Annotated in this window: 16 protein-coding genes; 5 read left to right on the top strand and 11 right to left on the bottom strand. The window is 48.3% G+C overall.

The annotated features are described in order from the left end of the window. Positions 1-52 precede the first annotated feature (52 nt). The 5 genes from EAH55_RS20230 to EAH55_RS20210 form a co-directional block, all read right to left on the bottom strand. Positions 53-1,483 (bottom strand): alpha-L-fucosidase, encoded by a 1,431-nt coding sequence (locus tag EAH55_RS20230; RefSeq protein ID WP_162996974.1) that lies wholly within the window; start codon positions 1,481-1,483, stop codon positions 53-55. 69 nt (positions 1,484-1,552) lie between these two features. Further along, positions 1,553-2,764, bottom strand: a complete 1,212-nt coding sequence (locus tag EAH55_RS20225) for a DUF4998 domain-containing protein (protein ID WP_121811257.1) — start codon at positions 2,762-2,764, stop codon at positions 1,553-1,555. Positions 2,765-2,784: 20 nt separating this feature from the next. Further along, positions 2,785-4,023: a DUF4959 domain-containing protein gene (locus tag EAH55_RS20220; protein ID WP_244228273.1), complete on the bottom strand. Its 1,239-nt coding sequence runs from the start codon at positions 4,021-4,023 to the stop codon at positions 2,785-2,787. Positions 4,024-4,040: 17 nt separating this feature from the next. Beyond that, positions 4,041-5,954 (bottom strand): RagB/SusD family nutrient uptake outer membrane protein, encoded by a 1,914-nt coding sequence (locus EAH55_RS20215; protein ID WP_121811255.1) that lies wholly within the window; start codon positions 5,952-5,954, stop codon positions 4,041-4,043. 22 nt (positions 5,955-5,976) lie between these two features. Continuing rightward, the gene (locus EAH55_RS20210; protein WP_244228271.1) at positions 5,977-9,222 is read right to left on the bottom strand and encodes a SusC/RagA family TonB-linked outer membrane protein; all 3,246 of its coding nucleotides are present in this window, start codon (positions 9,220-9,222) and stop codon (positions 5,977-5,979) included. Positions 9,223-9,892: 670 nt separating this feature from the next. Here EAH55_RS20210 and EAH55_RS20200 point away from each other — a divergent pair. Together EAH55_RS20200 and EAH55_RS20195 are read left to right on the top strand one after the other, a co-directional pair. After that, a complete protein-coding gene (locus EAH55_RS20200; protein WP_121811252.1) occupies positions 9,893-10,795 on the top strand; it encodes an AraC family transcriptional regulator in 903 nt (300 codons plus the stop codon). A gap of 27 nt (positions 10,796-10,822) precedes the next feature. Next, entirely contained in the window at positions 10,823-13,099 is a 2,277-nt protein-coding gene (locus tag EAH55_RS20195; RefSeq protein ID WP_121811251.1) for a GH92 family glycosyl hydrolase, read from the top strand. A gap of 22 nt (positions 13,100-13,121) precedes the next feature. On the opposite strand, the gene EAH55_RS20190 is transcribed toward EAH55_RS20195, so the two are convergent. Continuing rightward, positions 13,122-13,718, bottom strand: coding sequence for a TetR/AcrR family transcriptional regulator (locus EAH55_RS20190; protein ID WP_121811250.1), 597 nt, complete (start codon positions 13,716-13,718; stop codon positions 13,122-13,124). 366 nt (positions 13,719-14,084) lie between these two features. Here EAH55_RS20190 and EAH55_RS20185 point away from each other — a divergent pair, with 366 nt between their 5' ends. Further along, positions 14,085-14,651 (top strand): NAD-binding protein, encoded by a 567-nt coding sequence (locus EAH55_RS20185; protein WP_162996973.1) that lies wholly within the window; start codon positions 14,085-14,087, stop codon positions 14,649-14,651. Between the two features lie 498 nt (positions 14,652-15,149). Here EAH55_RS20185 and EAH55_RS20180 read toward each other — a convergent pair whose 3' ends face one another. From EAH55_RS20180 to EAH55_RS31015, 3 genes are all read right to left on the bottom strand, one after another. Beyond that, positions 15,150-15,983, bottom strand: coding sequence for an RteC domain-containing protein (locus EAH55_RS20180; RefSeq protein WP_121811248.1), 834 nt, complete (start codon positions 15,981-15,983; stop codon positions 15,150-15,152). A gap of 102 nt (positions 15,984-16,085) precedes the next feature. Further along, positions 16,086-17,246 (bottom strand): hypothetical protein, encoded by a 1,161-nt coding sequence (locus EAH55_RS20175; protein WP_121811247.1) that lies wholly within the window; start codon positions 17,244-17,246, stop codon positions 16,086-16,088. 101 nt (positions 17,247-17,347) lie between these two features. Then, the gene (locus tag EAH55_RS31015; RefSeq protein WP_162996972.1) at positions 17,348-17,518 is read right to left on the bottom strand and encodes a hypothetical protein; all 171 of its coding nucleotides are present in this window, start codon (positions 17,516-17,518) and stop codon (positions 17,348-17,350) included. Between the two features lie 121 nt (positions 17,519-17,639). Between EAH55_RS31015 and EAH55_RS20170 the strand changes: the two genes are divergently transcribed. Both EAH55_RS20170 and EAH55_RS20165 read left to right on the top strand, forming a co-directional pair. Next, positions 17,640-18,689 carry a sensor histidine kinase gene (locus tag EAH55_RS20170; RefSeq protein ID WP_121811246.1) on the top strand — a complete coding sequence of 350 codons (1,050 nt, stop codon included), beginning with the start codon at positions 17,640-17,642 and terminating at the stop codon, positions 18,687-18,689. Next, the gene (locus EAH55_RS20165; RefSeq protein ID WP_121811245.1) at positions 18,686-19,423 is read left to right on the top strand and encodes a LytR/AlgR family response regulator transcription factor; all 738 of its coding nucleotides are present in this window, start codon (positions 18,686-18,688) and stop codon (positions 19,421-19,423) included. The genes EAH55_RS20170 and EAH55_RS20165 overlap by 4 nt, the downstream gene beginning before the upstream one ends. A 4-nt stretch (positions 19,424-19,427) precedes the next feature. Here the strand turns inward: EAH55_RS20165 and EAH55_RS20160 are convergent, their stop codons facing one another. Continuing rightward, positions 19,428-22,481 carry a lantibiotic dehydratase gene (locus tag EAH55_RS20160; protein ID WP_121811244.1) on the bottom strand — a complete coding sequence of 1,018 codons (3,054 nt, stop codon included), beginning with the start codon at positions 22,479-22,481 and terminating at the stop codon, positions 19,428-19,430. Between the two features lie 99 nt (positions 22,482-22,580). Further along, positions 22,581-25,664: a CBM35 domain-containing protein gene (locus EAH55_RS20155; RefSeq protein ID WP_121811243.1), complete on the bottom strand. Its 3,084-nt coding sequence runs from the start codon at positions 25,662-25,664 to the stop codon at positions 22,581-22,583. Between the last annotated feature and the right edge of the window lie 93 nt (positions 25,665-25,757).

Below are 25,757 nucleotides of genomic sequence, written 5' to 3'. Positions count from 1 at the left end.
AGCCGCTCCCGGGCGGCTGTGTCAGGCGGCTGGCACCTGGTGCTGGTTATAGTTACAGCGGGTTATTATAAATGCCAATTTCCGAGATCGTCGGCCGGTCGTTATAACTCTCGATATCGATTCTGACTTTGTCTCCCTTCACGGCTTTAAACCTGTTTATTTTAAACCTGTTTAAATTTTCACCTTCGAACAGGGTTTTCCATCCGCTTGGGTCATGGTATTCGAGCTTGTATCTCCTGATATGGGGATCGTTTTCAAAAAGTACGATCGTATTGAATTGCTGGCCCGGCTTTAAACTGACCTCGAACCAGGGCTTTTTTACGGCCGGGTTAGATAACCAGGATGACCCGAAATTGTCATCGTTCCCGAAATCCATGATGTTAGAGTCGTCGCTCCAGCTTGAATTGGCAGGGGCCCGTTTCGCAAGGTTGTGGGATATGACAGGCGGGCCTGTTTCTGCAATCGGCGCAACAGGCCCGTCGTTTTTCCATTGCTGCCCGATTTGTTTTAACGCGGTAAGGGCGTTGTCATCAAACAGGCCGTCCCTGTTGGGCGCCACATTTAGAATGAAATTGCAGCTGGCCTTATTGAGGGGGATGAGGACTTCATCGATCAGTTTATTAACGTCCCTCACAGGGTTCGCAGGAAAATCCGTTTTCCAAAACCAGCTGCCCTGTAGCGGCAGGCAGGCCAGCGCCGGCATCTTGTTTGTTTCCGCTGAGATCCGCTGGCCGGCACCCATTTCGTAGGTCTTGATATCGGTATAGTATAATCCTTCCGCAGGGTATTTGGCACCGTTTAAATCCATCAGCAGGCAATTCGGCTGTAAAGATTTTACCAGTTTATAGATGACATCGAACGGTATATCATCATAGGAGATCCTCGACCAGGGCGCGTCCCAGCCATCGATGATTAAAGCCTCAATAGGGCCGTAATGGGTCAGTAATTCGGTAATTTGCTTTTTGACCATATCAATATGCCTGGGTTGGATACTATTGGGGCGTAAGCGGTGATGGGTATCTAAAATCGAATAATAGAGCATCACTTTCAGCCCCTCATCGCGAAATGCCTTAACATACTCTTTGACCACATCTCTTTTTAAGGGGCTGTTCATCACATTGTATCCGGTCGTTTTGGTATCCCAGATGCAAAAGCCGCTGTGGTGCTTGGTGGTCAGGCACCCGTAGGTCATATTAGCCGATCTGGCCGCCTTTGCCCATTGCCTGCAGTCGAGTTTTTTAGGGTTAAAATCTGAGGCCCGGGCCTCCGGGTCCGGCCAGTCGGCATTTTCAAACGTCGGAATGTTAAAATGGATGAACATCCCAAAGCGAAGGTCAACAAATTTTTGCTGAAGCAGTGATAACGGGGCCTTCGTTTCCGGACGGTTTTGGGCCTTGGCCGGCATCATGTTCAAAAACAAAATACCCAGCAGTATTACGCGCAGGCGTTGAAATGGAATTCGTAACAGAAAAGAGCGGTTCATTGATAGTAAAGTTTTAAGTAGGGTTGAAATTTAAAAAACGTCAGCCGGCCGCGCCGGCTGACGTTGGGATCATTGCTTATTCCAGAATGTTAATTCGCTCCAGTTGCTCAGGTTGCTGTTGTCAATGGTTTTGATAACCCTGATCCTGATATACCGTACGTTCACAGGGCCGCTGGTCATATCGAATTTTACGGCTTGTTTGCCGTCATCATTCCGGATGCACTCTTTCAGGAGTGTCCAGCCTTTTGCCTGCATTTCAGCACCCCATCCGGGGTCCGTACTTTTGAGGACCGGTGCCGCGTTGCTGATGTCTGCGATACCCCACACTTCAAAATCCATCGGGTTATGCTCGCTGTCCCTGCCGGTTTCTTCGACCCGTCCCAGGTTATCATAAATCTTACCCATATCAAAGGTAAATGTATGGGGCAGCTGCATGTCATTGGTATGAAAGATGTTAGGGTAAGCCTGCGGGCCTGAGCTTCCGTCCCAAAGCTTGCTCAAACTCGTGCCATAGTCCGCATACACATCATTCGGTAATTTTGCATCGTCCTTAAACAGGGACTTATCGCATTGTACATAGGAATAAATTCTGGGAAAGTTGTCAGCTGCAGCGACCGAAAAAATATCAATCGCGCCCCGTTCAGGAATGTATGACGAACGGTAGGTGATCGGGCTGGCCAACTGATAGCTTGGCAAGGTAATGGCGTTGTCACCGGGCAGCAGTTCAGCCTGCGCGGCCGCCCCGGCTGCGTTGGTATAGTTGATAACAGTTTTGATATTGATGGTATCCGGTGCAATAAAGTTCAGGGTCAGGGACCCGTCGTCATGCAACTGATACGGGTTAACGGCGTCATAGCCACGGTTGAGCAGCGTGGAGGCATATACCGGGCCGTATACCTTGGCATTATTGACCTCCACGGGCACCGACCTGTTCCCTTTCGCGTCAGCGGAGTAAATCGTGAAAGAATACGTATACTCTGACAGGCCTTTGATTACGGTCCGGATCGAATCGGTAGGCGCACTGACATCAACAATGGCGGAATCAGATTTATTGTTATAATAGATAATGTACCGGGTGATACTCGGGTCAGTGCTGGATTTCCACTTTAAGCCAATTTCAAGGTTGCCCGGCTGGACGATTACCTTGCCGACCGCACCCGTATAAACCAGTTCATGATCGCCGAGGTACTTTTTAAAATCGGTTTGGAGGTTGTTCTTCGCGCAGCCTGCCAGCAGGATGAGGCCGGCTAGGCCAGATAAGACATGGATGATACTTTTCATTTTCTTTGCTTTAATAATGATTACTGAGGCTGGCCATACAGGGAGATTTCCATGAAATGGGCGATGTCCCCGTTTTCCCAATTTTGTGACACTGAAAACCTTAAGAAATGAATCGCGGGGTCATCTATGGAAACATTGAAATTCACCCCAGCCAGTACAAAGGCATTATCCGCCGCGTTATGGCTTATCGGCGGTAACCCTGAGGGCGGATTAGGGTAACGGAAATTCCCCAGATTGATCCAATCGCCCACCACGGTCCCGACAGCTGAAGAAAGTGGCAGGCTGGCATCCTTTGGAGACGGTGCATTTGATCCCCAGAGCGTAAAAAATTTGGGGTTCCCATGCGCGAATGAATAAATGATCTGCCCGTCGTCAGGTCGTTCCCAGATCACAAACCGGCTTAATTTATAACTCTTGCCTACGTTGAAAGTTGTCACGAATGGCGGAGTGTGGCCGGGCTCGGTATGCCAGCCGGCCGAACTGCCATCTGTTCTGCCATCCCATAAATTGGAAGTAACCCATCCATAACCTATCGGTGTATCTGAAGGCAACAGGTAAGTACTGAACAGGCTTTTGTCCAGCATCACCTCCAGCAATGGACTGAGGGTGTGTTTCAGGGTGTCGGAGACGTTACCGAATTTATCGGTAACATAAACCCCGAATTCGCGGGAGGCGGTGCTGTAGCCCCGTAATGAGTAATCAATCGTATCCGTATTCGTATAGTGCTGATCCTCGACTTCCATCTGGTGGGTTGATTGGTTGAAGGCGGTGATCACTACACCTATATCTTTTTTAAACAGGTTCAATGACTTTACATTGACGCCGCCGAAATCGCTTTGCAGGGACAGGTCCTGTCTGACTAACTCGTATACCGGGGTCAATGGGTGCACTTTGACCGTCACCGGGTCCGATTTGACATTGGAGCGGCTGACCGTATACAGCGTAACATTATATTCCTGCGCTTTGGCAAAACCTTCGACGTTCACGGTATCACTGTAATAGGACGCTTTTGTTTCTCTGGTTACGCCATTCCTGATGGAATAACTGGCCAGTACATACAGGATGTTTTCTGAATTCGGCAGATCGTAAGTGATGTATGAACCGCCGTTATAATCGGTTACCTTAACGTTGCTTACGACGCCCGGCTTGGTCGGGTCTTTGGATACCGGGTCATTGTAACCGTCATTTCGTTTACACGATAGTATAACTGTCATTATCGAAAAAGACAGCAACAGTAATATGTTTTTAACTTTCTTCATGATTGAGCGCATAAATGTTACCAGTTTAAGTTTTGGGCCAGATAGTTATTGTATATCAGGTCGTCGGCAGCGATCGGCCACAAATAATCCCTCACGTTAAATACCGGCGTGACCAGCGTGCGGGGCCGGTAATAGTTAATGGACGAGGGTTCATAAACATTCCAGCCCTGAAGGGGCTTGCTCAGGATCTGTTGTAATTCTTTCCATCGGCGCAGGTCCCATCCGGCCTGGCCTTCAAACGCGAGCTCTATCCTTCGTTCCTGGTGGATGATTTGACGCAAACCGTCCTTACTGGCATATTTATCGGGGTTTTTGGAATAGCTGGTCCAGGCTTCGACCACACCGGGCAGCCCGGCCCTTTCCCTTACCTTATCCAGATAAGGCACTACGGTTGCAAATGGCTTGCCCTGTTCATTTAACGTTTCAGCATACAGAAGATAAAGGTCTGCAAGCCGCATGAGCGGCATGTGAAAATCGCTCAATGTATAGCCGTCATCATGTACGGTTAAGTAATTAACGAGTTTTTTGGGCCAGTATCCGGCAACGTTGATCCGGATATTGTCTTTCGGCCCGGCCAGCGAAGTGGGCCCCCGTCCCTGTACGTAATAAGCTCCCTCCGGATCGAAGTTGCCATTGCCATACCATACGCCTCCGTCAAAGGCGATATCCGCGTAGAACCTGGGTTCCCTGTTGAAATGCGCTTTGATGGTTTCGTAACCTTTCCCGATGTAGAACCTGTTGGCCTCATCGCCGGTCCTGATATCAAACCGGTTCTGATAGTCCCAGGTTTTGTCTTCGTTAATCGGAACGCCCTTGTCCGTGTAAAATAATTCCTGCTCTGAAATAGGAACTGCAAATGTTCCCTGGAAGGTAATATTAGAGGCAGACTTGGACGTTAAACGCGGGCCGCAATAGGTTTGATAATCAAAGTTGCTGTTTAATGCCCAGATCAATTCCGTGTTTACATCCCACTTTTCTGTAACCGAAGTCTGTATCGTCAGCACTTTTTTAAGGGAGTCGGTAAGATTGGACGGGATATTGGCAGGCGGCAGGAAAGTGTGGAGTTTCACGCCGTCGGCTTCGGCAACAGTAATGGCTTCCAGGCATGCCGCCGCCGCTTTGTCCCATTTGCCGGCATCATAGGTGTTGCTGAACAATGGCTGCCCGTCCTTGTTTTTAACGGACGCATAATCAGGGTTCCCGTTAAACAAGGGGCTCGCCGAAGTAGCCAGTATCTGTGCCTTCACAGCGAGCGCGATCGGCATGGTGATCCGGCCCAGTTCCTTGGCCTGGTTCAGGATAACAGGCGGAAGGTCGGGAGCGGCTTCGTCCAGTAACCTGACCATATAATTGACAACCGAATCGACAGGCGCCCTTTTAACTTTGACCTCTTCGGTAGAGGCGTTGATCGGAAGGTTCTTATCCACGATGGGGATCGGGCCGTATAAGCGGAACAGGTAAAAATGATAATAGGCCTTCAGGAACTTTACTTCGGCTATCCATCTTTTCTTTTCAGCGGCCCCTAAATCAACCGGCTTGTCTATGTTCTCCAGCATGGTATTACATTGCCTCAGGGCCTTGAAAGTTGCCTGCCCGCCATTGTTGCCGTCCCAGAAATTAAGTCCCGGGTTCTGGCTGTTCTGGGAGCCCCTGATCAGGTTAAAGCCGGTGATATCGATACTCGAGTTGTCGCTTAAATTGTTGGGGAAGATGATCTCTGACGAGGTAACGAAACCTGCATTGTACTGCGGCAGATTATAACGCTGCAATTGTGAATAGCAGGTAAACAGGTAATTCTCCGCCTCGTTCCTGTTTCTGAACGCATAATCAATGGTGCCTACATTATCGGGAGTGACGTCAAGATATTTTTTGCACGAATGGCAGAAAACCGTCAGCAGGATCAGGAAGATGAATTTATGATTGGATTTCATTTCTTTTAATTTTTTGTGTTAACTATAAATTGACGTTCAGACCAATATTAAATACCTTTTGAACCGGGTAGGCAAAGGCATTGCCTCCCTGTTCCGGGTCCCATAGCTTGAATGGGCTCCAGGTAAGCAGGTTGAGGCCGTTGAAATAGATCCTTGCTTTTTTTACATTTAACGCTTTGGTTATCCTTGCAGGCAGGGAGTAACCGAATTCAACCGATTTGAGCCTGAGGAAGCTGCCGTCGCGCAGCCACCAGGTGCTCGATTGCCTGTTGTTTTCGATGATGCCCCCGTCCGGGCCGAAGCGCGGGTAAAGCGCATACAGGTTCTGGTTGTCCTCAGACCAATGGTCATCTGCAAAAGCCTTTAACAGTTGGGTATTCCCGGTATAATAGGAATCCGGGCTTTTGATGAACGGTGCGGTACGGGCGGGGTCAATGAAAAAAGACACCTTGGCCTGTCCCTGGAAGAAGCCGGAGAGATCGAAGTTCTTGTAGCTTGTGGTTAAGCCGAAGCCGTATACGATCTGAGGTACTGTGGGATAACCAATATAAGTTTGGTCGGCACCGTCTATTTTACCATCCCCGTTGAGGTCCCTGTATTTGATATCCCCACCCTTAGGTTGGGTGCCGCTTGAGCTAAAAATCTGTTTTGGGGAATTTGCCGCTTCATTATCATCAACAAAAAGCCTTTCAGCGATATAGCCGTATTGCCGGTTCAGCGGTTGTCCCAATAAATACCGGGATGCTTCCAGCCAGTGCGGTTCCTCAATCTGGGTATATTTGTTTTTGGAATAGGTGAAATTGCCCCTTAAGCCGAAAGAAAAGTCCTTTCCGATATTTTGAGAACCGTCGATCTGAATGTCTATCCCTTTGGAATTTACCTTGCCGATGTTGGCTGAGATCCCTGCCTCCAGGCCCAGCGTCGGCTGTACGACACCCCGGTTCTGGAGGATATTATATTTGTTGTTGTTGTAAACCTCGGCAATGACATTTATTTTCTTTTTTACCGTAAATTCAAGACCCAGGTTAGTCTGTTTGGACGTTTCCCAGGTTACGTCATCATTTTCATAGCTATTGATACTGACGCCGTTATGTGAGTAGCCGTTATTCGTCCCGAAAGCTGCCGAGTTCCCGCCATTAAGGTTGACATCAGAGAGGTAAAAGAAACGCTGGCTGCCGATCTGGTCGTTACCTACCAGTCCGTAACTGCCCCGGAGCTTAAAGCGGTCAAAAATATTATACAGGGCGCCCCAGAATTTCTCGTCTGATATGATCCATGAAGCCCCGATGGTAGGGAAAAATCCAAATCGGTGGTTTGCGTTGAAGCGCTCTGAACCGTTGTAACCGAAGTTGAATTCCAGGTAGTAGCGGCCTTTGTATGAATAAGTCGCTCTGCCCGCCAGGGTTTCATTGCGGAAGGGGAGGGAGTCGAACAGGCTCCCCGCGTTGGCGTTCCGGGTCTGTTGCTGCGTCCCGATCAAAGAAGCGCTGATGTTATGATTGGTCGCAAAGGTCCTCGAATAATCCAAAACGCCCTGCAGGTACAGAAATGTGCTCAGCGTACTGGCGCCTGGTGAGTAACTCAGGTATTCCCTGGCCTGGCCGGGTTGGTCGTTGATCCAGTGCAGCGTGTATTGATTGGTTATCTTGTCATAGTTATCATAGGTATAATAAAACGGGTCATAGTGCATTTCTGACTGGAAACGGGCGTAGCGGTTGGTGCTGAAGATCGCGTGGAAATTCAATCCGGTGGTGAGGAAATCCAGGTTCTGGTTCAGCTCAAGCTGCGCGAGCATCCTGGATTCGGAGAAATTCTGGTGACCGGAAAGCAAATTCGCATACGGGTTGATATATTTATAATTGCCCAGGCCGCTGGATGCGGCTGTGTTGCCGAACAAGATGTGCTTAGTTTTTAAATTTGCAGAATCGGCAGGGAAATATGCAGGAAAATCAACGGGACTGGTATGCATGACCAGGTTATACAGATCGGTCGAAAGCGAAGCATCATTTGTCCGCGGGCCGTTATATTCATTAAAGTTGCCGGACAGGCGCACGATGAGTTCCGTTTTATTGGTCAGGTTGATATTGACATTGGACCGGAGCTGATAATTCTGAAATTTCACATTGTTGTTATTGTTGTTCCGGATATCGGTCCTCAGGATGCCATTGTCATTGTCATAGGACCCCGCAACGTAATAACGCGCCACCCCGCCGCCGCCCTGTACACTCATATCCCCTCGTTGCGTGCTGGTCCGCTTTTTAAAGAGCATGGCCAGCCAGTCTACCGCAGGGTAGACATATGGGTTGCTCCCCGGTGCGTGATTGATGGTGTTTTGCGTGTTGATGATCTGATTTTCAGTGTATGGAAGCGGGTTAAGCGGGTAACGGGTACTTGTAGCCTCATTAAATAATCTCATATAGGTGATCGGATCAGCCAGCTGAAGGTTTTTAACTGACTGCGACGAGGAGTTTTCCACCCTCACATTGATTTGGGCTTTGCCCGCTTTGCCTTCTTTGGTTTTTACCAGGATCACACCGTTCCCGCCCCTTGCTCCATAAAGGGCCGTTGCGCTGGCGTCTTTTAAAATAGTAAAGCTTTCGATGTCGTCCACGTTCAGGCGCGCCAGGTCGGACGCAGTCAGTTCGACGTTGTCGATCAGGATCAGCGGGCTTTGTTTGTAACCAAATGTAGTCACGCCCCGGATGAAAAAATTAGAATTGTCAACGCCGGGCTGTCCGCTCGGCTGGTAGGCTATAATACCCGCGACCTGGCCGGCAAGCGCGTTGGTCAGGTTGCTGGCCGGAATCTTCAGGTTGCCCGGCTTGACCGTTGTTACAGAGCCGACCAGGGCCTCCCGGGTCTGTTTCCTGTTATAAGCGGTGACCACGACTTCGTCAAATTCGCTTTTCGCTTCTTTTAAGATAATCTTAAAACTCTTTTGGTTGGCGGTAATCGTTATCTCTTTTGAAACGAAACCAACATAACTTACCTTAAGAACAGCACCGGTTTCTGTATCAAGGATGAATTTTCCGTTTTCATCCGTGGATGTGCTGTTCCCTTTTTTGTTTACCGGCGAAATATTGGCGCCGATGATAGCCTTGCCAGCGGTGTCGACTACGGCTCCGACGACGGTGACCTTCGTTTGTGCTCCTGCCCGTCCGGCAAAAAGCAGGCTCAGCAGCACGAGAGATACCGGGACTGTCTTAATCATCTTCCAATTTGATAACTGCGCCTGCAGGTGCCGCAGCATTTTGTAGAATTCTCTCATAAAAAGGGGTTAATGTTTATTCTGGTGGTTTATAATGTGTGGGTAAAACAGAAGTCACTGGCTGGCGGAAGAAACAAGAGGACGTGCAATATCCTGTCAGGTAATCTTATGGCAATACAAGCCTCAGCCTTCCGTAAAAGCAGCGAAAAAATTACTTTGATCCCCGGGGAACCCTTCCGGGCCGGGATCCATGTTGCGTTAAAGTTGAGCGTAAATGTATTTCATCATAGGCTTTTCAGGTTTAAGAATTGGTTTTGTAAAAGTAGAGGCGCGCCGGGGCAGAAAAAATGGAGAAAGCCCGGAAAATAATGTATAATCCTGCCATTTTTTAACAGCAATCGTCACCGTTTTTTTTAAGATACCCTGCACTTTTTCGTCTGCATTGCTGATGAAAATTTTGGGGTGCCGGCAGGATGGCGGAGCTCATTTCAGGCCCCCGCTAAGTGTACATTTTACAACTGCAGAGGGATGTAGATGGAGGTAAGAAGGGGTGGCCATAACCTTGAATTCTGAAAGTATGCGAAATTGGCATAATGATCATAAAGGTTTGCAATTATGTTAATTATTTTGCAAATGCTTGTTATTTAGACTATAATGGCATTGTTTTAGACATTGTTGTCTAAAAAATAGACGGTAATGTCTAAAACCAATTATAGATTTAACTTTGATTATGCTTAGCGAATTAAAAGAAACCGATGGCTTTGCAAGGCGTGAAGCCGTTAAAATCCCATGGAAGCTTCTGAAGGGTTATAAAGCCATGGCTCCCGAGTTATTCAAGATTTATATCACTGAAATCGGGTACTTCCCGGAAGCTGTTCAGGGATGTCAGAAATGGAGGTCAGGCAGCCGGGATAATATCCTGATTTATTGTGTTAAGGGGATCGGGCACCTCGTGCTTGGGGACAGGAAATTCGAACTGCGCCGGAACGAGTACATTGTGATCCCGGCTACTGATAAGTATATCAATTATTGGGCGGACAAAGATGCACCCTGGTCCATCCATTGGCTTTATTTTACGGGGCCCACTATCCAGGCTTTCAATGAAGCGCTTAAACTTGACGCTGTGAACCAGCCCGCGCCTGTGCATTTTAACGAAAAAGGCCTGGAACTCTGGGAGAAAATGTTCGATACGCTAAACCGCAGCCTTGGTTTTGAGCAGGTCTGCAACGCCAATTTCAGCCTGTACCACCTGTTGGCAACACTTTTATTTCCTCAAAAGCATGATAACGATAGCGTAAAAGCTGATCGTGATATTATCGCGTTAACGATCAATTTTATGAGAAGGAATATCAATAAAAAACTAAGTGTTGAAGAGATGTCTGCACGGCTGCATATCTCTGCTTCCCATTTTGCCTATGTGTTCAAAAAGGAAACGGGCTCGTCTCCTATTGATTATTTTAATCAGTTAAAAATGCAGCGCGCATGCCAGTTGTTGTTCCGGAGTAATGATAAAATCAAAACCGTAGCGTCGGATCTCGGATATGTTGACCCTTTTTATTTTTCGAGGGTATTCAAACAATTAATCGGTTCGTCGCCCGGCCAATACCGAATGTCCTCCAAAGCAGGCGCATAACCTGCACGTTTACCATAAATAACCCTCATGAAAAAAAATATTCTGGTCGTCCCGGCTATTGTTCTTGCGCTGTCAGCGTTCGGGCAGACCGAAAAACTAACAAATTATGTCGACCCTTTTATCGGCACAGGCGCCGCACATGGCAGTTTAGGCGGCAATACCTATCCCGGTGCCACCGTGCCGTTCGGTATGGTACAGTTAAGCCCCGATACCAGGGCGGAGCCAAACTGGGAAACAGGATCTGGCTATAGCTACAATGATAACTACATCGCCGGGTTTAGCCACACCCATCTCAGCGGGACCGGGGCCCCGGACCTGTACGATATCCTGTTTATGCCTTATTTAGGCGAAGTAAAAACCAGGGCAGGAGACCCCGGGCATCCGTCAAGCGGTTACGGTTCAAGATTTTCCCATAAAGAAGAAACCGCGAAGGCTGGTATTTATCAGGTGAAGCTCCGGGACTGGAATATCAATGTTGAATTGACGGCTACGGCGCATTCCGGTTTTCACAGGTACACTTTCCCCGGCGGAACAAAGGACGCGAAAGTGGTGGTGGATCTTGATCATTCCATGCCTAAAGGTGTTTTTAATTGCCGTATCATAGCCGCTCAGCTGCACGCTATCGGAGACCAAGCGGTCAGCGGGTTCCGGGTGATCAGCGGCTGGGCAAAATTGAGGAAGATTTATTTTTATGCGGAGTTCAACCGGAAAATCAAGAAGACCGATTTATTTGACGGGGGGGACCAGTATATTGATCAATCCCTGCTGAACGGAACTGATTTAAGGGCTGTATTGCATTTTGACGATGTCGCGGGTTCGAGGCTTTTAACCAAAATCGGGATTTCGACAGTGAGCGTCGAAAACGCCAGGCAGAATTTGATGGCCGAGATCCCGGGCTGGGACTTTGAAGGCACCGTGTCCAAAGCGGATGCCATATGGGAGTCTGAACTCAACAAACTTCGCGTTGAGGGTGAAAGTGAAAAGAAAAAGCGCTTTTATACCGCGCTTTACCATGCCTTCATCCAGCCTAATAATTACGCTGATGTGAACGGCGATTACACGGCAATCGACTACACCGTTCATAAAGCAACAAGGGGCTTTTACAGTACGTTTTCCTTGTGGGACACCTTCCGGGCCGCCCACCCCCTGTATACATTGGTACAGCCGGAACGGACGGCAGCCTTCGTCAGCAGCATGTTATCCCAGTATAGAGATTATGGCTACCTGCCCATATGGCAACTTTGGGGACAGGAAAATTACTGTATGATCGGAAACCATGCCATACCGGTACTCGTCGATGCAGCCATGAAAGGACTGCCGGGGATCAATGCAATGCAGGTTTACGACGCGGTAAAGGCCTCCTCGCTGCGGGACCATCCCGGTTCACCATTCCGGCTTTTAAACAAATACGGTTATGTCCCGGAGAACAGACAATCCCAATCGGTTTCCCTAACGCTGGAAATTGCGTTTGACGATTGGTGTGTCGCCCGGCTTGCAAAAAAGCTTGGTAAGGAGGAAGATTACCTCTTTTTTTCCGGGCGTTCAAAATATTACCGAAATCTTTTTGACCCCGGGCCGGGCTTTTTTCGGGCCAGAAATGATCATGGCGAATGGCTTAACCCTTTTGATCCGTTCCAGTATGGGGGGAACGGCGGAAACCCTTATACAGAGGGAAATGCCTGGCAATATTTATGGTACGTTCCGCAGGATATTAACGGCCTGGTCGATCTGATGGGCGGAGAGGAAAACTTTGTTTCCAGGCTCGATACTTTCTTTACAGCTAAAAGCAAGGGCGAAATTAATAACAACGCTTCCGGCTTTATCGGGCAATATGCGCATGGTAATGAACCGAGCCATCATATCGCCTATCTTTATGATTTTACCGGCCAACCCTGGAAAACTCAATATTATACAGCGAAAATAGCTGAAGAAATGTATGGTAGTTCTCCGGAAGGGTATGCCGGTAATGAGGACTGCGGCCAGATGTCTGCATGGTACCTGTTCAGCAGTTTAGGTTTTTATCCGGTTAATCCGGCAAGCGGAGTGTATATGTTTGGTTCTCCAGGGTTCGCAAAAGCCACGGTCCGCCTGCCATTTCACAAAACATTTGTGATCACGTCAAACCGGACTAAGGACAATATCTATATTCAGTCGGTTAAATTGAACGGTAAACCGTATGGCCGCACGTTTATAACGGATGAAATGATCCGGGCGGGCGGAAAAATGCAGTTTATAATGGGGAGCAAGCCCAATAAATTATGGGGGACGGGGCTATCCGATAAACCAGGCAGAAAGGAAAGTTGATATGTTGCGGGGTTTCAGACAATCAGGGGCGTGGCAGGCAGTAAGTATTCAACTCCAGCTTTATGCTTTTAACAACGTTTTCCAGCGGGGCACGGGTTTCGAGTACCCGGCACACTACAGTACATCCTTCTACCATGGTGTAAAGCCGCATGGCGAAATCACGGGGGACCAGGTCAGCCGAAAATTCGCCGGATTTGATTCCGGAACTGAGTACGCCGGTAAGCATTTTCTGGGTTTCCACGATAGCGTCCTTGATCAGTTTTTTAATGGCCGGATTGTTCTCGTGTGATTCCGTGGCAAAATTAAATAACGGACATCCACCCGCTATAAAAGTATCAGCGGAGTTTTTGCAAAAATTAAGGTAGGCATGAATGTTTTCTTTTGCGGTTTTATGACGGCTGAGAATTTCGGCGTTTTTATCAACTTTTTTTCTGAGAAGAAAGCCAACCGTTTCCAAAGCCAGCGCTTCTTTTGTTTCAAAGTAGTTATAAAGACAGCCCCTGGCAACATTGGCAGCCTTTAAAACGTCCTCAACAGTAGTATCTGCAAGCCCTTTTCTGTTGAAAATGAGGGCAGCTTCATTGATGATATGCTGTTTGGTCTTTTCAGCCTTACCCATGCAATCGGTGATCGTTAAAAGTATGATAGGCCTGATGTTAATTGAAGAATTTTACAATGGAAAACAGATCAATTAAAAGCCCTGCGCTAATCTTAAGATTAAAAACAGACTGTTGTCTTTTTTAACTAAATATCGTTAATTTTTTTCAAATATACGATATATAGTTAGGTTTTAAGTGGATTCCCGTGGCCGAAGCAATTATGACAAATTATAAAGAAATAGAAAATAACCCATCCGCCAATGATCAGAGCAGGCATGGTTTTTTAATTTCAGGTCTAACCGAATTGATATATCTGATATAACAGGTCTATGGAGATATACGATTTATTCTTCATCAGTGGTGCCCCGGCGCACCTGCATTGCCCTTTGGAAATAAAGCAGCGGGGGTATAAACTGGGCCGTATTAAGGTCTGTCCTGCACCTTCTGACCCGACTTCCCATCAAAAAAACAGCATCAACAGGATTGGGCGTTTTATTGATAATCAGACCCTGCAGTTTCAGCGTGGTGAAAAAAAAGTGACCGTAAAAAGCGCTGTCTTTATCATAACAGCGGAGAAACTCTCCGGTAACTTTATTGATCATGATTCCCCTTGTGCTGACCCGGCCGGAACGGACAATAGAGCAGGGGTAAAAAGAACCGGATCCATATTGATTATCGGTTCCGGAAGACTGGTAGCAGAACTTGCTACCTTTTACACCAATTTCAATACGAGGATCTGGATTGCGGTGCCCGGAGGGCGTTTAATCCCTGAATTAAATGAAAAAATAGATTCGGAACTGAAGGCTGCATTGAAAAAGATGAATATCGAGGTAATCACTGAACTGAAAATTGATAACTTATCAAAAAACGAAACCCCTGAAATGATCACTTTTGTGGACAATGAGCGGAATTATTGGAACTTTCTGATCTCCTTAAATTCTTACACTGCGTAGGTTGACCGGCCGGAAAAGAAACCGGTTGGCCAAGGTGACCATGTTTCATTATTGGGGACATGGTATAAGGTCCTGCCCTCAGGATAAATGTTTTTTATGGACAACCGGTGGTTATATTTGGGCTTCTTGCGAGGGCGCTGGTTCCGCCTTATGGCCGGAGAAGCCACATGCACTGTAAGTAGCCCGGACCGGGAGATTGTTCCGGTTCTAACCGGTTTGTGCTGACGTAAAAACAGCACCTGCTCCTGCAGAATCGCGGCATGTGCCCGGCGCTTTTAATGAATGGCCCCTGAGGCCCGGCAGGGTGATGCCGGTATTTCCGTTGATCGCTTAAGCTACCAAAATGGCACCCGGTACGGCCTGCAAACCGAAAGCTCCCGGAACTGTCGATAAAGCATCCGGGTAGGGCAAGGGAGCCGCAATATTCTATTGAAAATGGATGGTTTATAACGGTCAGATGGTAAGGGCAAGAGCTTTAGTGATCCGTTTGGTCAGTTATTATTTTAATTTTTTTTGCACCCGCATTAAAAAGGCAGCTTTCATTTCATCGATGTAAACCGTAGGGCTGGGGCGTCCGCACAACCAGTCGTAGGTGTCATAAAAATTGCCAAGGGAAATATTAAAGGATCGCTCAATGAACCTGGCGATACTTTTCAGGCTCTTTTTACCGAAAGCCTCCGTGGCATGCCAGCTGTAGATAAGTTCGATCAGCGCACATTTCGTTTGCTTCCAGTCAAAGTCCTGGAAATCGTTGTCGGCCTGTACCAGGGATTCCCGCCGGCCCACCGTCCGCAGCGCCTGTTCGAGGTAATGTTGCAGCAATTCATGGGCGATGACCTGCGCCAGCTTATGGTCATGGCTTGTACTGAATACGGGATCAAAATCGATCATACACTGGTCAGGGTCGAGGTGTATATCGTAGGTGCCCCGTAAAAAATAATAGTCATCCAGATAACAGCCCTGCGTACGGACGTATTGGTAAAAGGAGAGGTTGCTTTCAAAAAAATGTTTCAGCACCCTGATCTCGTTCTGGTAATACTTGGCCACAGTCGCCCCTTTTCCTACGGGCTTGCGGCTTTCGATATTAAGCAGGGACTGGTAAAAGATCAGCTGTGCCTTGAACTTGGGTTTGATGTGCTTAAAAAAGTTGATCTCCTCCGCCGGGCTTGCCGGCTCGTGTGTTTTGCAGAAATCTTTGAGCTTCTGCAGATACCTTAAACACAAGCGGACAGATCTTTCCAATCGCCTCATATCCTCGTGCTCCTCGAGTGTTACCTCGTTTAAATCCTTGTTTAAATCAGCAAAAAGGCGGTCACAAAATTTCGCAATCATAATGAACTGTTTTGGTGTCCGGCATTGCCACCATCAGATAACGGATGGTGTACCTAACAAAGCCTTTGTATCAATTTTCCATAGTTTCCGGTTTTTAGGTGGTTAAGGAAAGTAAATTTTGTCAATGTAGTCGATCATCCGCCGGAGGATGTCCCGGACGACAGCTGCCGCGGGCTGGTCCATACCATAAAATGCCCGGGCGAAACTTTTTGCCGAAACATCGGATTGTTTTTTGGTCGTGAAATGCGCGGTGAAGAAACGCACGATTTTAGCAACGTTCCTGACCGGAAAGCATCCGCACTGGTAAAGTACCCTGACAAATATGGCAAACTGGGGTACCGAAAGGTCAATCGCCAGGCGGCTGTTGCCGTTTAAGCCCCCGGGTGCTGCAGCCCTCGACGGGTGGCCAAGTTGCGCCTTTAAAAAGGCCCCGACCTGCTGGTCTATAGCCGGCAGGCCGGGCTCAAAAGCGTTCCCGGGCCTTACAAAGACCCCTGAAAACCTTGTCAGTTCTTCCATGATCAGTTGTTCTTTTCCTTTTTTACCGGCCGCCCCTGCCATTTTACTGAGAATGGCGCCCGTATACCAATGATAGAAATACCGGGTGTTGAGGTTTTGACGGTAAAGGGCATCCTGCAGGCTTTCCGCTATATTTTCATTTCCGTTGTTTAAATGTTGCCGGACTATGTGCGTCAACTGTGTAAGGAGTTCCGCGTCCCGGTAGGATATACCTTCGCAAGCAGCGCCCTGCAGCTTGCCTGAAACAGAGTCCGCGATAGCGGCGGCAAGCCCGGTTTCCATCGCAGGCCCCTTATATGCCCGTAATTCCTTTTCAAACCCGGCAGCATCATTATATTGCCGGCGTTCGTTAAAAACAGTCATCCTGAAGCCGCTGTCAAAAAACTGATAACAATTGTTTTGAAGAAAGAGCAACAGGTCTTCAAACCCGTTCAGCAACTCACCGAGCGCCCCGTCGTAAAGAGACAGTGATGCCGGATCTTTCAGACCGGCGGCTTCACTGACGGCATCAGACAAACGGGTAATCCCGGACTGGTGGTATTTTACGTACCGGTTGACCGCATAGTCTTTTGCGGGTCCGAACAAATCCTGGATCCAGTGTTTTTTTAACCGGGTGCAGGTTTCGAGAACGGACTTTACCTCGCCGGAAAATTCTTCCCCAGGGGCCAGGCCATTGCGCTGTTTATGATCCGTTATTATTTCGGTGACCTGTTGTTCAAGTATTATTAATTCAGACTTAAGCAATGTTTCGAAATTTAAGTTTTAAATCAGAATATCTAATTGCTTATAGGTTAGGATTTTAATATTATTTTTTAATTTATATTTAATAATATTCCTGAAAGTTGTTATCTTTTGGGTATCAACCCCGTATTGATAGTCGTGGTGATGATGGTTAAAGTGGCAGTTGTGTCTGTGCCCGAAGTCGTGTCACCGCCGTTACCCGGTAAACCGGTGTTGTTGTAATCGCAAATTGTACTGATCTTTTTTTTGAGTTTTTTTGACCTGGCGTTTTTCATAGCATTTGATTTTGACCTAAACTACCGGTCGGGGATAAGACAGTAAAGTTTGTTACGCCGGGAGGCAATTGCGCTATGCAGAAAGTTGAAATTTTGTCGGAGTTCCAATCTGAACAGGTAAATGAAGAACAGGGATATCGTTTTCAGCCACATCGTCGGCTGGATTGTTTACATTCTTTATGAGCTATTGTCCGTTGCCGCTACAGCGGGCCTGCGCGGGCCTTTGTATCATTTTCCCATTTATTACCTGTGCTATATCGGCCTGTTTTATTTCCATGCACATGTGGTCCTGGACTATGCCTTTTTCAGGACCGGCAGGCCTTATATCGTTTCGGGCGTATTGATCGTACTGGAGGCATCGGTGTTTTTTATCTGCAAGGCTGCGCTGGATTTCGTTATGCCCGGGATGAAAAAAGGCCTTGACGTATTGCTCGGGGAGCCATATTTTTTAGCCAACCTGTTCAGGGAAATTTTTTATATCGGGTTCAGCTCCGGTTACTGGGCAATGCGCTATATGATCAGGTTTAAGGACCGTAACCATAAAATGGAGACGGAACAATTGAAAAATATCGCCAGTGCACTTGAATTACAGAATAAATACATTTCCGTTGAGAACGCATTCCTGCAGAACCAGATCAGTCCGCATCTGCTGTTCAATTCTTTAAGCTTTATATACACCTCAGTCCGCAGGCTTTCTGATAAAGCGGGGAGAGGGGTGATGCTGCTTTCGGAACTGATGCGCTATTCCCTGGTAACGGGAGATGATGCTGAATCGGTTTTATTAAGCAGGGAAGTAGAACAGATCGAGAACCTGATCAACCTGAGCCGCCTGCGTCAGGAGGAACATTTTTACCTGCAGTTCGGGCGGAAAGGCAGGCTGGCAGGTAAAAAGGTCATTCCTTTGCTGCTGATCACGCTGGTAGAAAACGCCATCAAGCACGGAGAGCTGGGCGACAGGAAAATGCCTGTTAAAATATCCCTTGTGGCGGTGGAGGATCAATTATCATTTCAAACTACCAATAAAATCAGGGTAAGTTCTCCTTATAAAAAGGGTGGCCTGGGCCTTAAAAACCTGCAGAAGCGCTTAGCTAATGCCTATCCTGGCAGGTTTACCTTTGATTTTGGTGAACGGGACGGTTTGTTTATAGTCAGTTTAAAAATAATTCTATGAGTTATACCTGTTATATTGTTGATGATGATGCGGACGCAATCGGGCTGCTGGAGGAGTATATCGGTCAGACCGATGAACTGGACCTGGTCGGTTCATCCCTTAGCCCGGTAACCGCTTTGAGGGAAATCACAAGGGATGGCGCGCCAGACATCACCTTTATTGATGTCGATATGCGCGGCATGAACGGCATAGAGCTCGCCGGGCTCGTTAACCTGTATACCAACGTGGTATTCACCACCGCTTTTCCGGAATACGCTTTACAGGCCTTTGAGAAAGCCGCTTACGATTACATCTTAAAACCGATCAATTATGAACGGTTCTACAGGTCTATACAGAATATTAAACATAAAATGAAGAAGGCGCGGCGCGGGAATAAACTGGCACTGGACGAATTTTTCAATATCAAGAGCGAGCTGAAGGAAAGGATGGTCAAAGTAAAAACGGAGGACGTGATCTATGTCGAGGGAGCGGGAAATTATATCATTATCCATACGGCCGGCAATGAGAAGCATATGACTTACCTGACAATGAGGGAAATTGAGCATTACCTTCCCCGGCAGTTGTTTGCCCGCGTCCACCGCTCTTTTATTGTGAATATGAACCATGTCAAGGTTATCGAAAGGAACCGCGTCCTGCTGCTCAATGAGAAGGAACTGGTCATGGGCGATTATTATAAAAAGCGTTTTCTGGATATCATGGACGGAAAACTGATCAGAACTGACCGTAAACCATAAGCGGTTAAACCTGCTTCCGCTTCAGTTCGGAACGCAGGTATTTATAAAGCAGGTAATAAGTGACCATTTCCTGTTTACGCTGGTTATCGGGAAACACGCGGTTGATATGCATGTGGATGATGCTCTTCAGAAAAGCCGCCGTGCCGCCGTTTTTGCGGTTCAGTTCCTGCTGAAGGGGCCGCAGGCTTTTGGTAAACAGGCCGGCAGCGGCCCGGAGCCCGGCCTGATCGTAAAATTCATGGCCGGAGCAGGCCGTACGGATGTCCGGGGCCAGCTCCCGGTATTTCCTGTCCAGTTCTACCCGGATATTTTCTCCGGTAAATTCTGCCGAGAACTCTCTGTAGGAGCTATAGCAAAAATCAACCTGTTCTTCCGGGCCGGGTATAAAGAGCCTGATTACCTCCGTTACAGAAACCAGGGCGAGCAGATAATTGGAAGCGGCAGGCTGTTTCGCCTGCCGCTTCAGAAATTTAACCACCAACTCGCTGCTTGCCCAGAAATGCGTTTCTGTATTTTCAATGCCGCCCGCGCTGTAGCGTTCCAGTTCACGCGTATACACGTCGATCTGGTATTCTCTTAAAACGTGATGGTGGATCCGGTCCTCCAGCTGTGTCTTGAAGGCAAACAAAATTTCGGTGACGTTCAAAGGATCGATCTGCATCCTCAGGCGGATATGCGGGGCGTGGTCTTCGTAACGAATAAAGAACCATTTCCGGATCGGTCCATGGCTGTAGCGTTTCCGCAGTAAAGGAAGGACCCTCAGTAAAAGTTTTCCTGCCCCGATTTTCGGGGAATAAATTTTGAGGTAAAGCCATTCTGAACCGGGTATATATTTGCGCGGTTGTTTGGCCGTCACAGGACTATCTTTTTTTAACGCCGGCAGGTTTACAGGGTCGGCAGGCAGGACAAAGGCGTTGAACTGGCTGGTATAATACCGGCCGTCGAAATCCCTTGCCTGCCCGCGGGCAGATGCTTCGGTGAAGCACTCTTTAACCAGGACCCGGTCCTTCTGCCCGATAATGTTTTTAAAAAGCTCGATATCTTCGTGCTTTTCCGCATGGATGACCAGCTGCTGATCTCCTTCGGTAAAGGCGAAAGTGCCAGGCAGTCCTTTTTTTAAACGCAGTGCTTGAAAGGCGGCATAGAAACCCGCTTTAGGGGCATTCCTGATTTCCGACAGGTCCGGTCCGGACAGGATCCAGGTGGCCGCGGACAATATGGTATCCCTGAATTTTACCCTGGGATAAAAACTCAGGCCGGGAAAAAAACGCCGGAGGTCCAATGACAGGTCTGACCGCCCGAATTGGTAAGGTATATCGGCCAGGAACCGGAATAGCGGCAGCTTGTTCAGCGTGTGGTTATAAGCGGAGGTCAGCCTGGGCATAATCGCTTTCCCCCGGGATGCAGACCGCAGAACCACCTGGTCCTGTTCAACGGAAACCAATACGTCCGAAAGCGGGATCTGACTGGCCGGCCCCTGCGTGGACGAAGCGGTCAGGGGCAGGTCCCAGGACCATATATTTTCCCGTTGATTGACGTTATCGGTGTGGGGGCCGGAAAGGTGAAGGATCTCGGCGAACAGGATATGCGGGTTGGCTCTTTCCTGCGCCAGGGCCATTTCCCTTGCCGCCTGACGTATTTCAGGATCCGTGACGGTAAAACGGCCGATTAATGCCGGGGCATTGACGCCGCCCGCGCTTTCCAGGTAGATCATTTTTCCCCAGGTCCGGAAAAGGACCGATAGCCCCATGGGCTGGTTTTTAGCTGACGCTTCTCTGATACTTAACAACTCATCTTCTTCCAGGTCGATTACCGCCGTTTTACCTTCCTGTCCGGTATGCCACCGGTCAAGAAGGTACTGATGGGCCGGGGACCACGATATCAGTTGTCCTTCGGATGATTTGGGATAGATATGCAGGGATTCCAGCAGTGGGTTATCTTTTTCAGTCTCCTGTTGTTGGTAACCAATACCGAGTTCCGGGTCAAGTACGGTCATTAACGGGACCGACCTGCCCTCGAAATGCTGTTTAAACCCTTTGATGAAACGTTCCATTTCCGGTATCCTTTCGGCCGGACATAGCGCGTTGAGTGCGAAAAGACCGTCGGAGATCCCGTTCTGCAAACCCGTGTCCAGTTTTCCTCCGTCGATATGCCTGGTTAAAATGACATTCAGCTGGTGCTGTTGCGGGGCCGGGCCGGTATTCCGCGGCAGTAACGCTGTAAGGCGATGGTTCGTTTCCTGAAAAAGTGCTTCATTGATTTCCCGAAGATCGCCGGCAATTTTAAAAGTTTCACTAAATATGGAGCTCCCGGATGGGGCAAGACCGGCCATTTTGAGTTTTTGGGTCAATACTTGCAGGTAGCTTTCTCCGGTGATATTTTCCCTCAGCGCATGGACCAGTAACTGGGCGTCTTTCAGGAACTCAACATAATCCCGTGCTTCTTCAGCTGAACACCCTGCGTTAGTTTCGAGCATGGTCACAAGCTGCTGTACCGTTTTTCCTGTTTGGCAAAAAAAGAGGAGCTCTTTCAGCAGCCGGCTGAACTCAGTCGACTGCAACAGGTATTCCCGGTGGATAATTTCCGGATCGACCAATGTCCTTATAAAACGGTATTCATCCAAAGCCCGGTATATGGTGGGATTGGCCACCAGCAGGTTTTGCCCCTCCGGTAATTTTGCCGACAATACCGCGCCGAGCCGGGCAACGTAGGCACGGTCCGGGTTGACCATGACCCTGAAACCTTTGAAACCATCAAACCCAAGCCTGGTTTCGCTGCCCCAGCGGATCACGGAGACGCTGGAGAACAGGCCGAAAGGCGTTGGCCGGAAACAGAAGCGGTTAAAATATCTGAGTATGGTCAGCCTTTGTTTTTCGTTCAGATCGCTTCCGTCCGACCGGTTCCGGCTTAAACTTCCGTAAAGCGCCGGGCTTGCCAGGTACAGGGCAGCCCGGAAAAAAGGGTCTGCCAGTATCGACTGAAAATCGATCTGATCATAGGCGGATGAGTGCTTAGCCGGCATCCGCAGTAATAGGGTATCTGCAAAATAATAATTCATAACGCTAAAGATCGCCTGCAACCTGTAGGGCTGATTATTCTGTTCCTGCTATTCAGGAATGATGTTAAAAGTTTGGTTGTTTTTGATAGTTAACCGGTGTTACTCCTGTCTTTTGTAGATCTTGATACTTTTCGTTTTGTTCCTGGTGTCAGTCGCTGTTAAAATGTAATATCCCGGTTTTAACCCATTTAAATTCAACTCATAATGTTTGCTGTTCACGTTCATTGCCTTTTTTACTGTAGCTCCGGTATTGAAATCAGTCAGCATCACAGTAGCCATATCGTAGTTGTTATCAACATTCAGGGTGGACGTAGCAGGATTAGGATAGCAGATCAGTTTTGTTGCCGATGGTTTATCGCCCTGAACTGCCTGACCGGCATCCTGCTTTGCAGCCGCGGCGAAGCTCCCGCCTAAGGAAATGCGGTAAATAGCGGCATCGCCGGCAGGTACCGTAAAACCGATGGCACTTGTTATTGTTGAAGTTGTGGCCCCGAACAGTTCTTTCATGGTATAGGTGCCATTCTGTAAACCTATCCTGCTGTAACTTACCGAATAGGATTTGCTGCTGGTCCCGTAGTTAAATGCCGCCAGGTACATATAATTGCCAACCGTACGGGAAAATAATTCGCTTGTACCTGTGCCGGTATTGCCGTCAACGGGACGGAAAGCGACGCCGTTGCGCGCGATATCCAATACGTCCTGATTTTGAAAAAGCGTTTGCGCACGTCCGGTCCACTGGCCGGTAGTCGAAAAATTGTCGCCGGTTATGACTGTGCCGGTGATCACACCCGATGCTACCCGCATGTGGTTTGCGCCCAGTGTAGCGGTTGACAGGACCTCGTGGTCAGCATCGATATAATTGTACATATAGGTTTGCCACCAGCCATAATTGGTACTGTTCAAGGTATACTTACTATCGCTGGTGGAAGAAAACGCGTCACAGGCTATACGGCGCATGTGGGCATAACGGGCGGTCGCCAGATTGGGTGATATTGCCGCGTAAACCAGCATTTGCCCGGCCAGCTGATCGGTTAAATATTCCATTCCCTTACGGTATGCCTCCATGCCGGTATGTACCGATCCGTCATAATAGCTGTCCGCTTCAATGGCGGCATGTCCCAGGAAGTCGATCTTGATCATTTGGAAACCAGCCGTTTTAAACCTGCCTATCATCCAGGCTATGCGTTGCTGTGTGCCCGGATGGGTAGGATCCAGGGCCCTGCACCCGTCAAGGTCATGGTAGGCACCGTTTTCTTTGGCCCATATATCGGTATAATTGTAGGAGCTGCCTTCTACTCCCCGGCTTGTTTTGCCCCAGTCAACAAATGGTGCCCAGTAAACGCCGGGCTTAAGGCCTTTGGATTTACAGTAGTCTGCAAATTGCTTTAACTGTGTGTCGTTCAGGTTATCCCAATAAGAGTCCAGATCAATATATGCGGTGTTGCCATTGCGGAACCCTGTCAGGTTATTGGCAAAAAAATCAACCACTGCTTCGGCATTGGTCAGGTTCAGGCCGCTTTGGATGGAGCCCCAGCTGTTCCAGCCAAAAGGCGTGGGCTGCGTCCAGTTAAAGATATAGGGAGGTTCAGCTATCCGGTTCGATTTGCCGAATTCTTCCATCCCGTCGCGCCAGTCATTAAAAAAGCCTACCATCATTTTAGGTGATCTGGCATATGTCCCGCCCTGGCCAACCCACCCGTGCCCTTTTTTGTCGCGGGTGATCGCTTCCTGGGCCAAACCTCCAAAAACTGAAAGTTGCGATAAGGTAGTTCCGGAGGCGACAGCGCTGATCCCCGTTTTCCAGTCGCTGTGCTCAATAGAACCCAAAACCATCCCGTTCCTGCTGTTATTGTCAAAAATAGCGGTTACTTCACTACTGGTCGTGTTCACGCCGCTCAGGGCCTGCGCATCATAGGATATGAAGGTATCATTATCAAAAGGCACCTTTAAAAAGCGGTTATCACCGCTGACGGGCAAAACCACATTGGTGGATACCAGCGGGGCCATATAATAACAGTTGGCACCCGTACCACTCAGTGAAATATCCGTATAAAAATAATTGCGGTTATTATAAACGTAAAACGTTTGCTGCATGGGGATGAGGCCGTTCCCGGATAAGGAAATCACGTGTTTGGTACCCGAACCCAATCCATCGTTAAGGGCTGATGTACTATAGGTCCTTGTTGCATAATTGGGGCTTGACTGTTCATTGTTTGATTGCGCCCTGGCTATAGCATCTGTGATGACTTTGCTGCCGTTAAAATAAACATTGTATTTGCCTGTGGCCAGATTGTATTCGATGCGGTTAGTACCCCCGAAGTTAATGTTTTTGATGGTCGCGGGAACGATCGCCAGGCCCAGTTTATCAGCATTAGGCGCGTACCAGCCATTATTATCTAATTTGATGGTGTTATTACCCGCGTTTAAACTGACCGGTATGGTAGCAGATGCCACAGTAGCCCAGCCGCCCGAAGGCAAACAGGCCAGTTCGCTGCCTGTCCCCCCGTTAACCGATACGTAAAACGACCTGGCATCCTGCGTGGCGTAATAAACGGTAAGGATATAATTGCCGGCCGTGCCCACATTCACGGTATTGGTTACCGACCCGGTGCCGAGGTTCCCCACAATAGATGTGGCGGAGCATGCGGAACAGGATTGTACGTTCGCACCGCCGGCAAGGGTACCTGCTTCCGATTCGTAATATTTGGGCGCGGTGCCTATCCTGTCAACATTGGGCGCGTAATCCCCGTTGTTATTATTAAGTTTGACGGTGTTTGCGCCGGATTGTAAGTTTACGACCAGGGTAGCCGTAGCAACCGTGCTCCAGCTGCCCGAATTACATGCGATTACTACAGCGGCATCGTTGTTTACGGTTACATAAAGGTTACGTGGATCTGCTGAGAAATAGTTTACAGATAGGGTGTATTGACCTGCGGTGCTTACCGTTACCGGGATAATTACAGTGCCGTTTGTTGTCCCGCCCAGATATCCTACGTGCTTTCCGCCGGATGCCGAACTATTGTTTTGAACTACTGCACCATTTGAAAGGGTGCCGCTTTCGGCTTCGACCCAGGTTTGGGCAAAACTGCTTGCTGCCGTGAGCAGTATGCCGGACAATAGTAAAATAACAGGTTTGACGCTGCGGGAACGCAAAAGCGCTGAGAAAAAGTAACAGTGTTTCATAGTATGTGAGTTATTATAATTGGTTTAAGCCCCGGTTCGCCTGGTGAACGCGCAGGAATGCCTGGTATTCAAATTGGTAACTTGTGCCTGAAT

It is taken from the genome of Mucilaginibacter kameinonensis (assembly GCF_003675385.1).
Taxonomy (GTDB): domain Bacteria; phylum Bacteroidota; class Bacteroidia; order Sphingobacteriales; family Sphingobacteriaceae; genus Mucilaginibacter; species Mucilaginibacter kameinonensis.
This window is presented reverse-complemented; position numbering and strand designations above follow the sequence as displayed.

Excerpts from the sequence above, each read along its gene's own strand:
- EAH55_RS20230 (WP_162996974.1), bottom strand. The coding sequence starts at position 1,483 with ATGAACCGCTCTTTTCTGTTACGAATTCCATTTCAACGCCTGCGCGTA.
- EAH55_RS20225 (WP_121811257.1), bottom strand. The coding sequence starts at position 2,764 with ATGAAAAGTATCATCCATGTCTTATCTGGCCTAGCCGGCCTCATCCTG.
- EAH55_RS20220 (WP_244228273.1), bottom strand. The coding sequence starts at position 4,023 with ATGAAGAAAGTTAAAAACATATTACTGTTGCTGTCTTTTTCGATAATG.
- EAH55_RS20215 (WP_121811255.1), bottom strand. The coding sequence starts at position 5,954 with ATGAAATCCAATCATAAATTCATCTTCCTGATCCTGCTGACGGTTTTC.
- EAH55_RS20210 (WP_244228271.1), bottom strand. The coding sequence starts at position 9,222 with ATGAGAGAATTCTACAAAATGCTGCGGCACCTGCAGGCGCAGTTATCA.
- EAH55_RS20200 (WP_121811252.1), top strand. The coding sequence starts at position 9,893 with ATGCTTAGCGAATTAAAAGAAACCGATGGCTTTGCAAGGCGTGAAGCC.
- EAH55_RS20195 (WP_121811251.1), top strand. The coding sequence starts at position 10,823 with ATGAAAAAAAATATTCTGGTCGTCCCGGCTATTGTTCTTGCGCTGTCA.
- EAH55_RS20190 (WP_121811250.1), bottom strand. The coding sequence starts at position 13,718 with ATGGGTAAGGCTGAAAAGACCAAACAGCATATCATCAATGAAGCTGCC.
- EAH55_RS20180 (WP_121811248.1), bottom strand. The coding sequence starts at position 15,983 with ATGATTGCGAAATTTTGTGACCGCCTTTTTGCTGATTTAAACAAGGAT.
- EAH55_RS31015 (WP_162996972.1), bottom strand. The coding sequence starts at position 17,518 with ATGAAAAACGCCAGGTCAAAAAAACTCAAAAAAAAGATCAGTACAATT.
- EAH55_RS20170 (WP_121811246.1), top strand. The coding sequence starts at position 17,640 with ATGAAGAACAGGGATATCGTTTTCAGCCACATCGTCGGCTGGATTGTT.
- EAH55_RS20165 (WP_121811245.1), top strand. The coding sequence starts at position 18,686 with ATGAGTTATACCTGTTATATTGTTGATGATGATGCGGACGCAATCGGG.
- EAH55_RS20160 (WP_121811244.1), bottom strand. The coding sequence starts at position 22,481 with ATGAATTATTATTTTGCAGATACCCTATTACTGCGGATGCCGGCTAAG.
- EAH55_RS20155 (WP_121811243.1), bottom strand. The coding sequence starts at position 25,664 with ATGAAACACTGTTACTTTTTCTCAGCGCTTTTGCGTTCCCGCAGCGTC.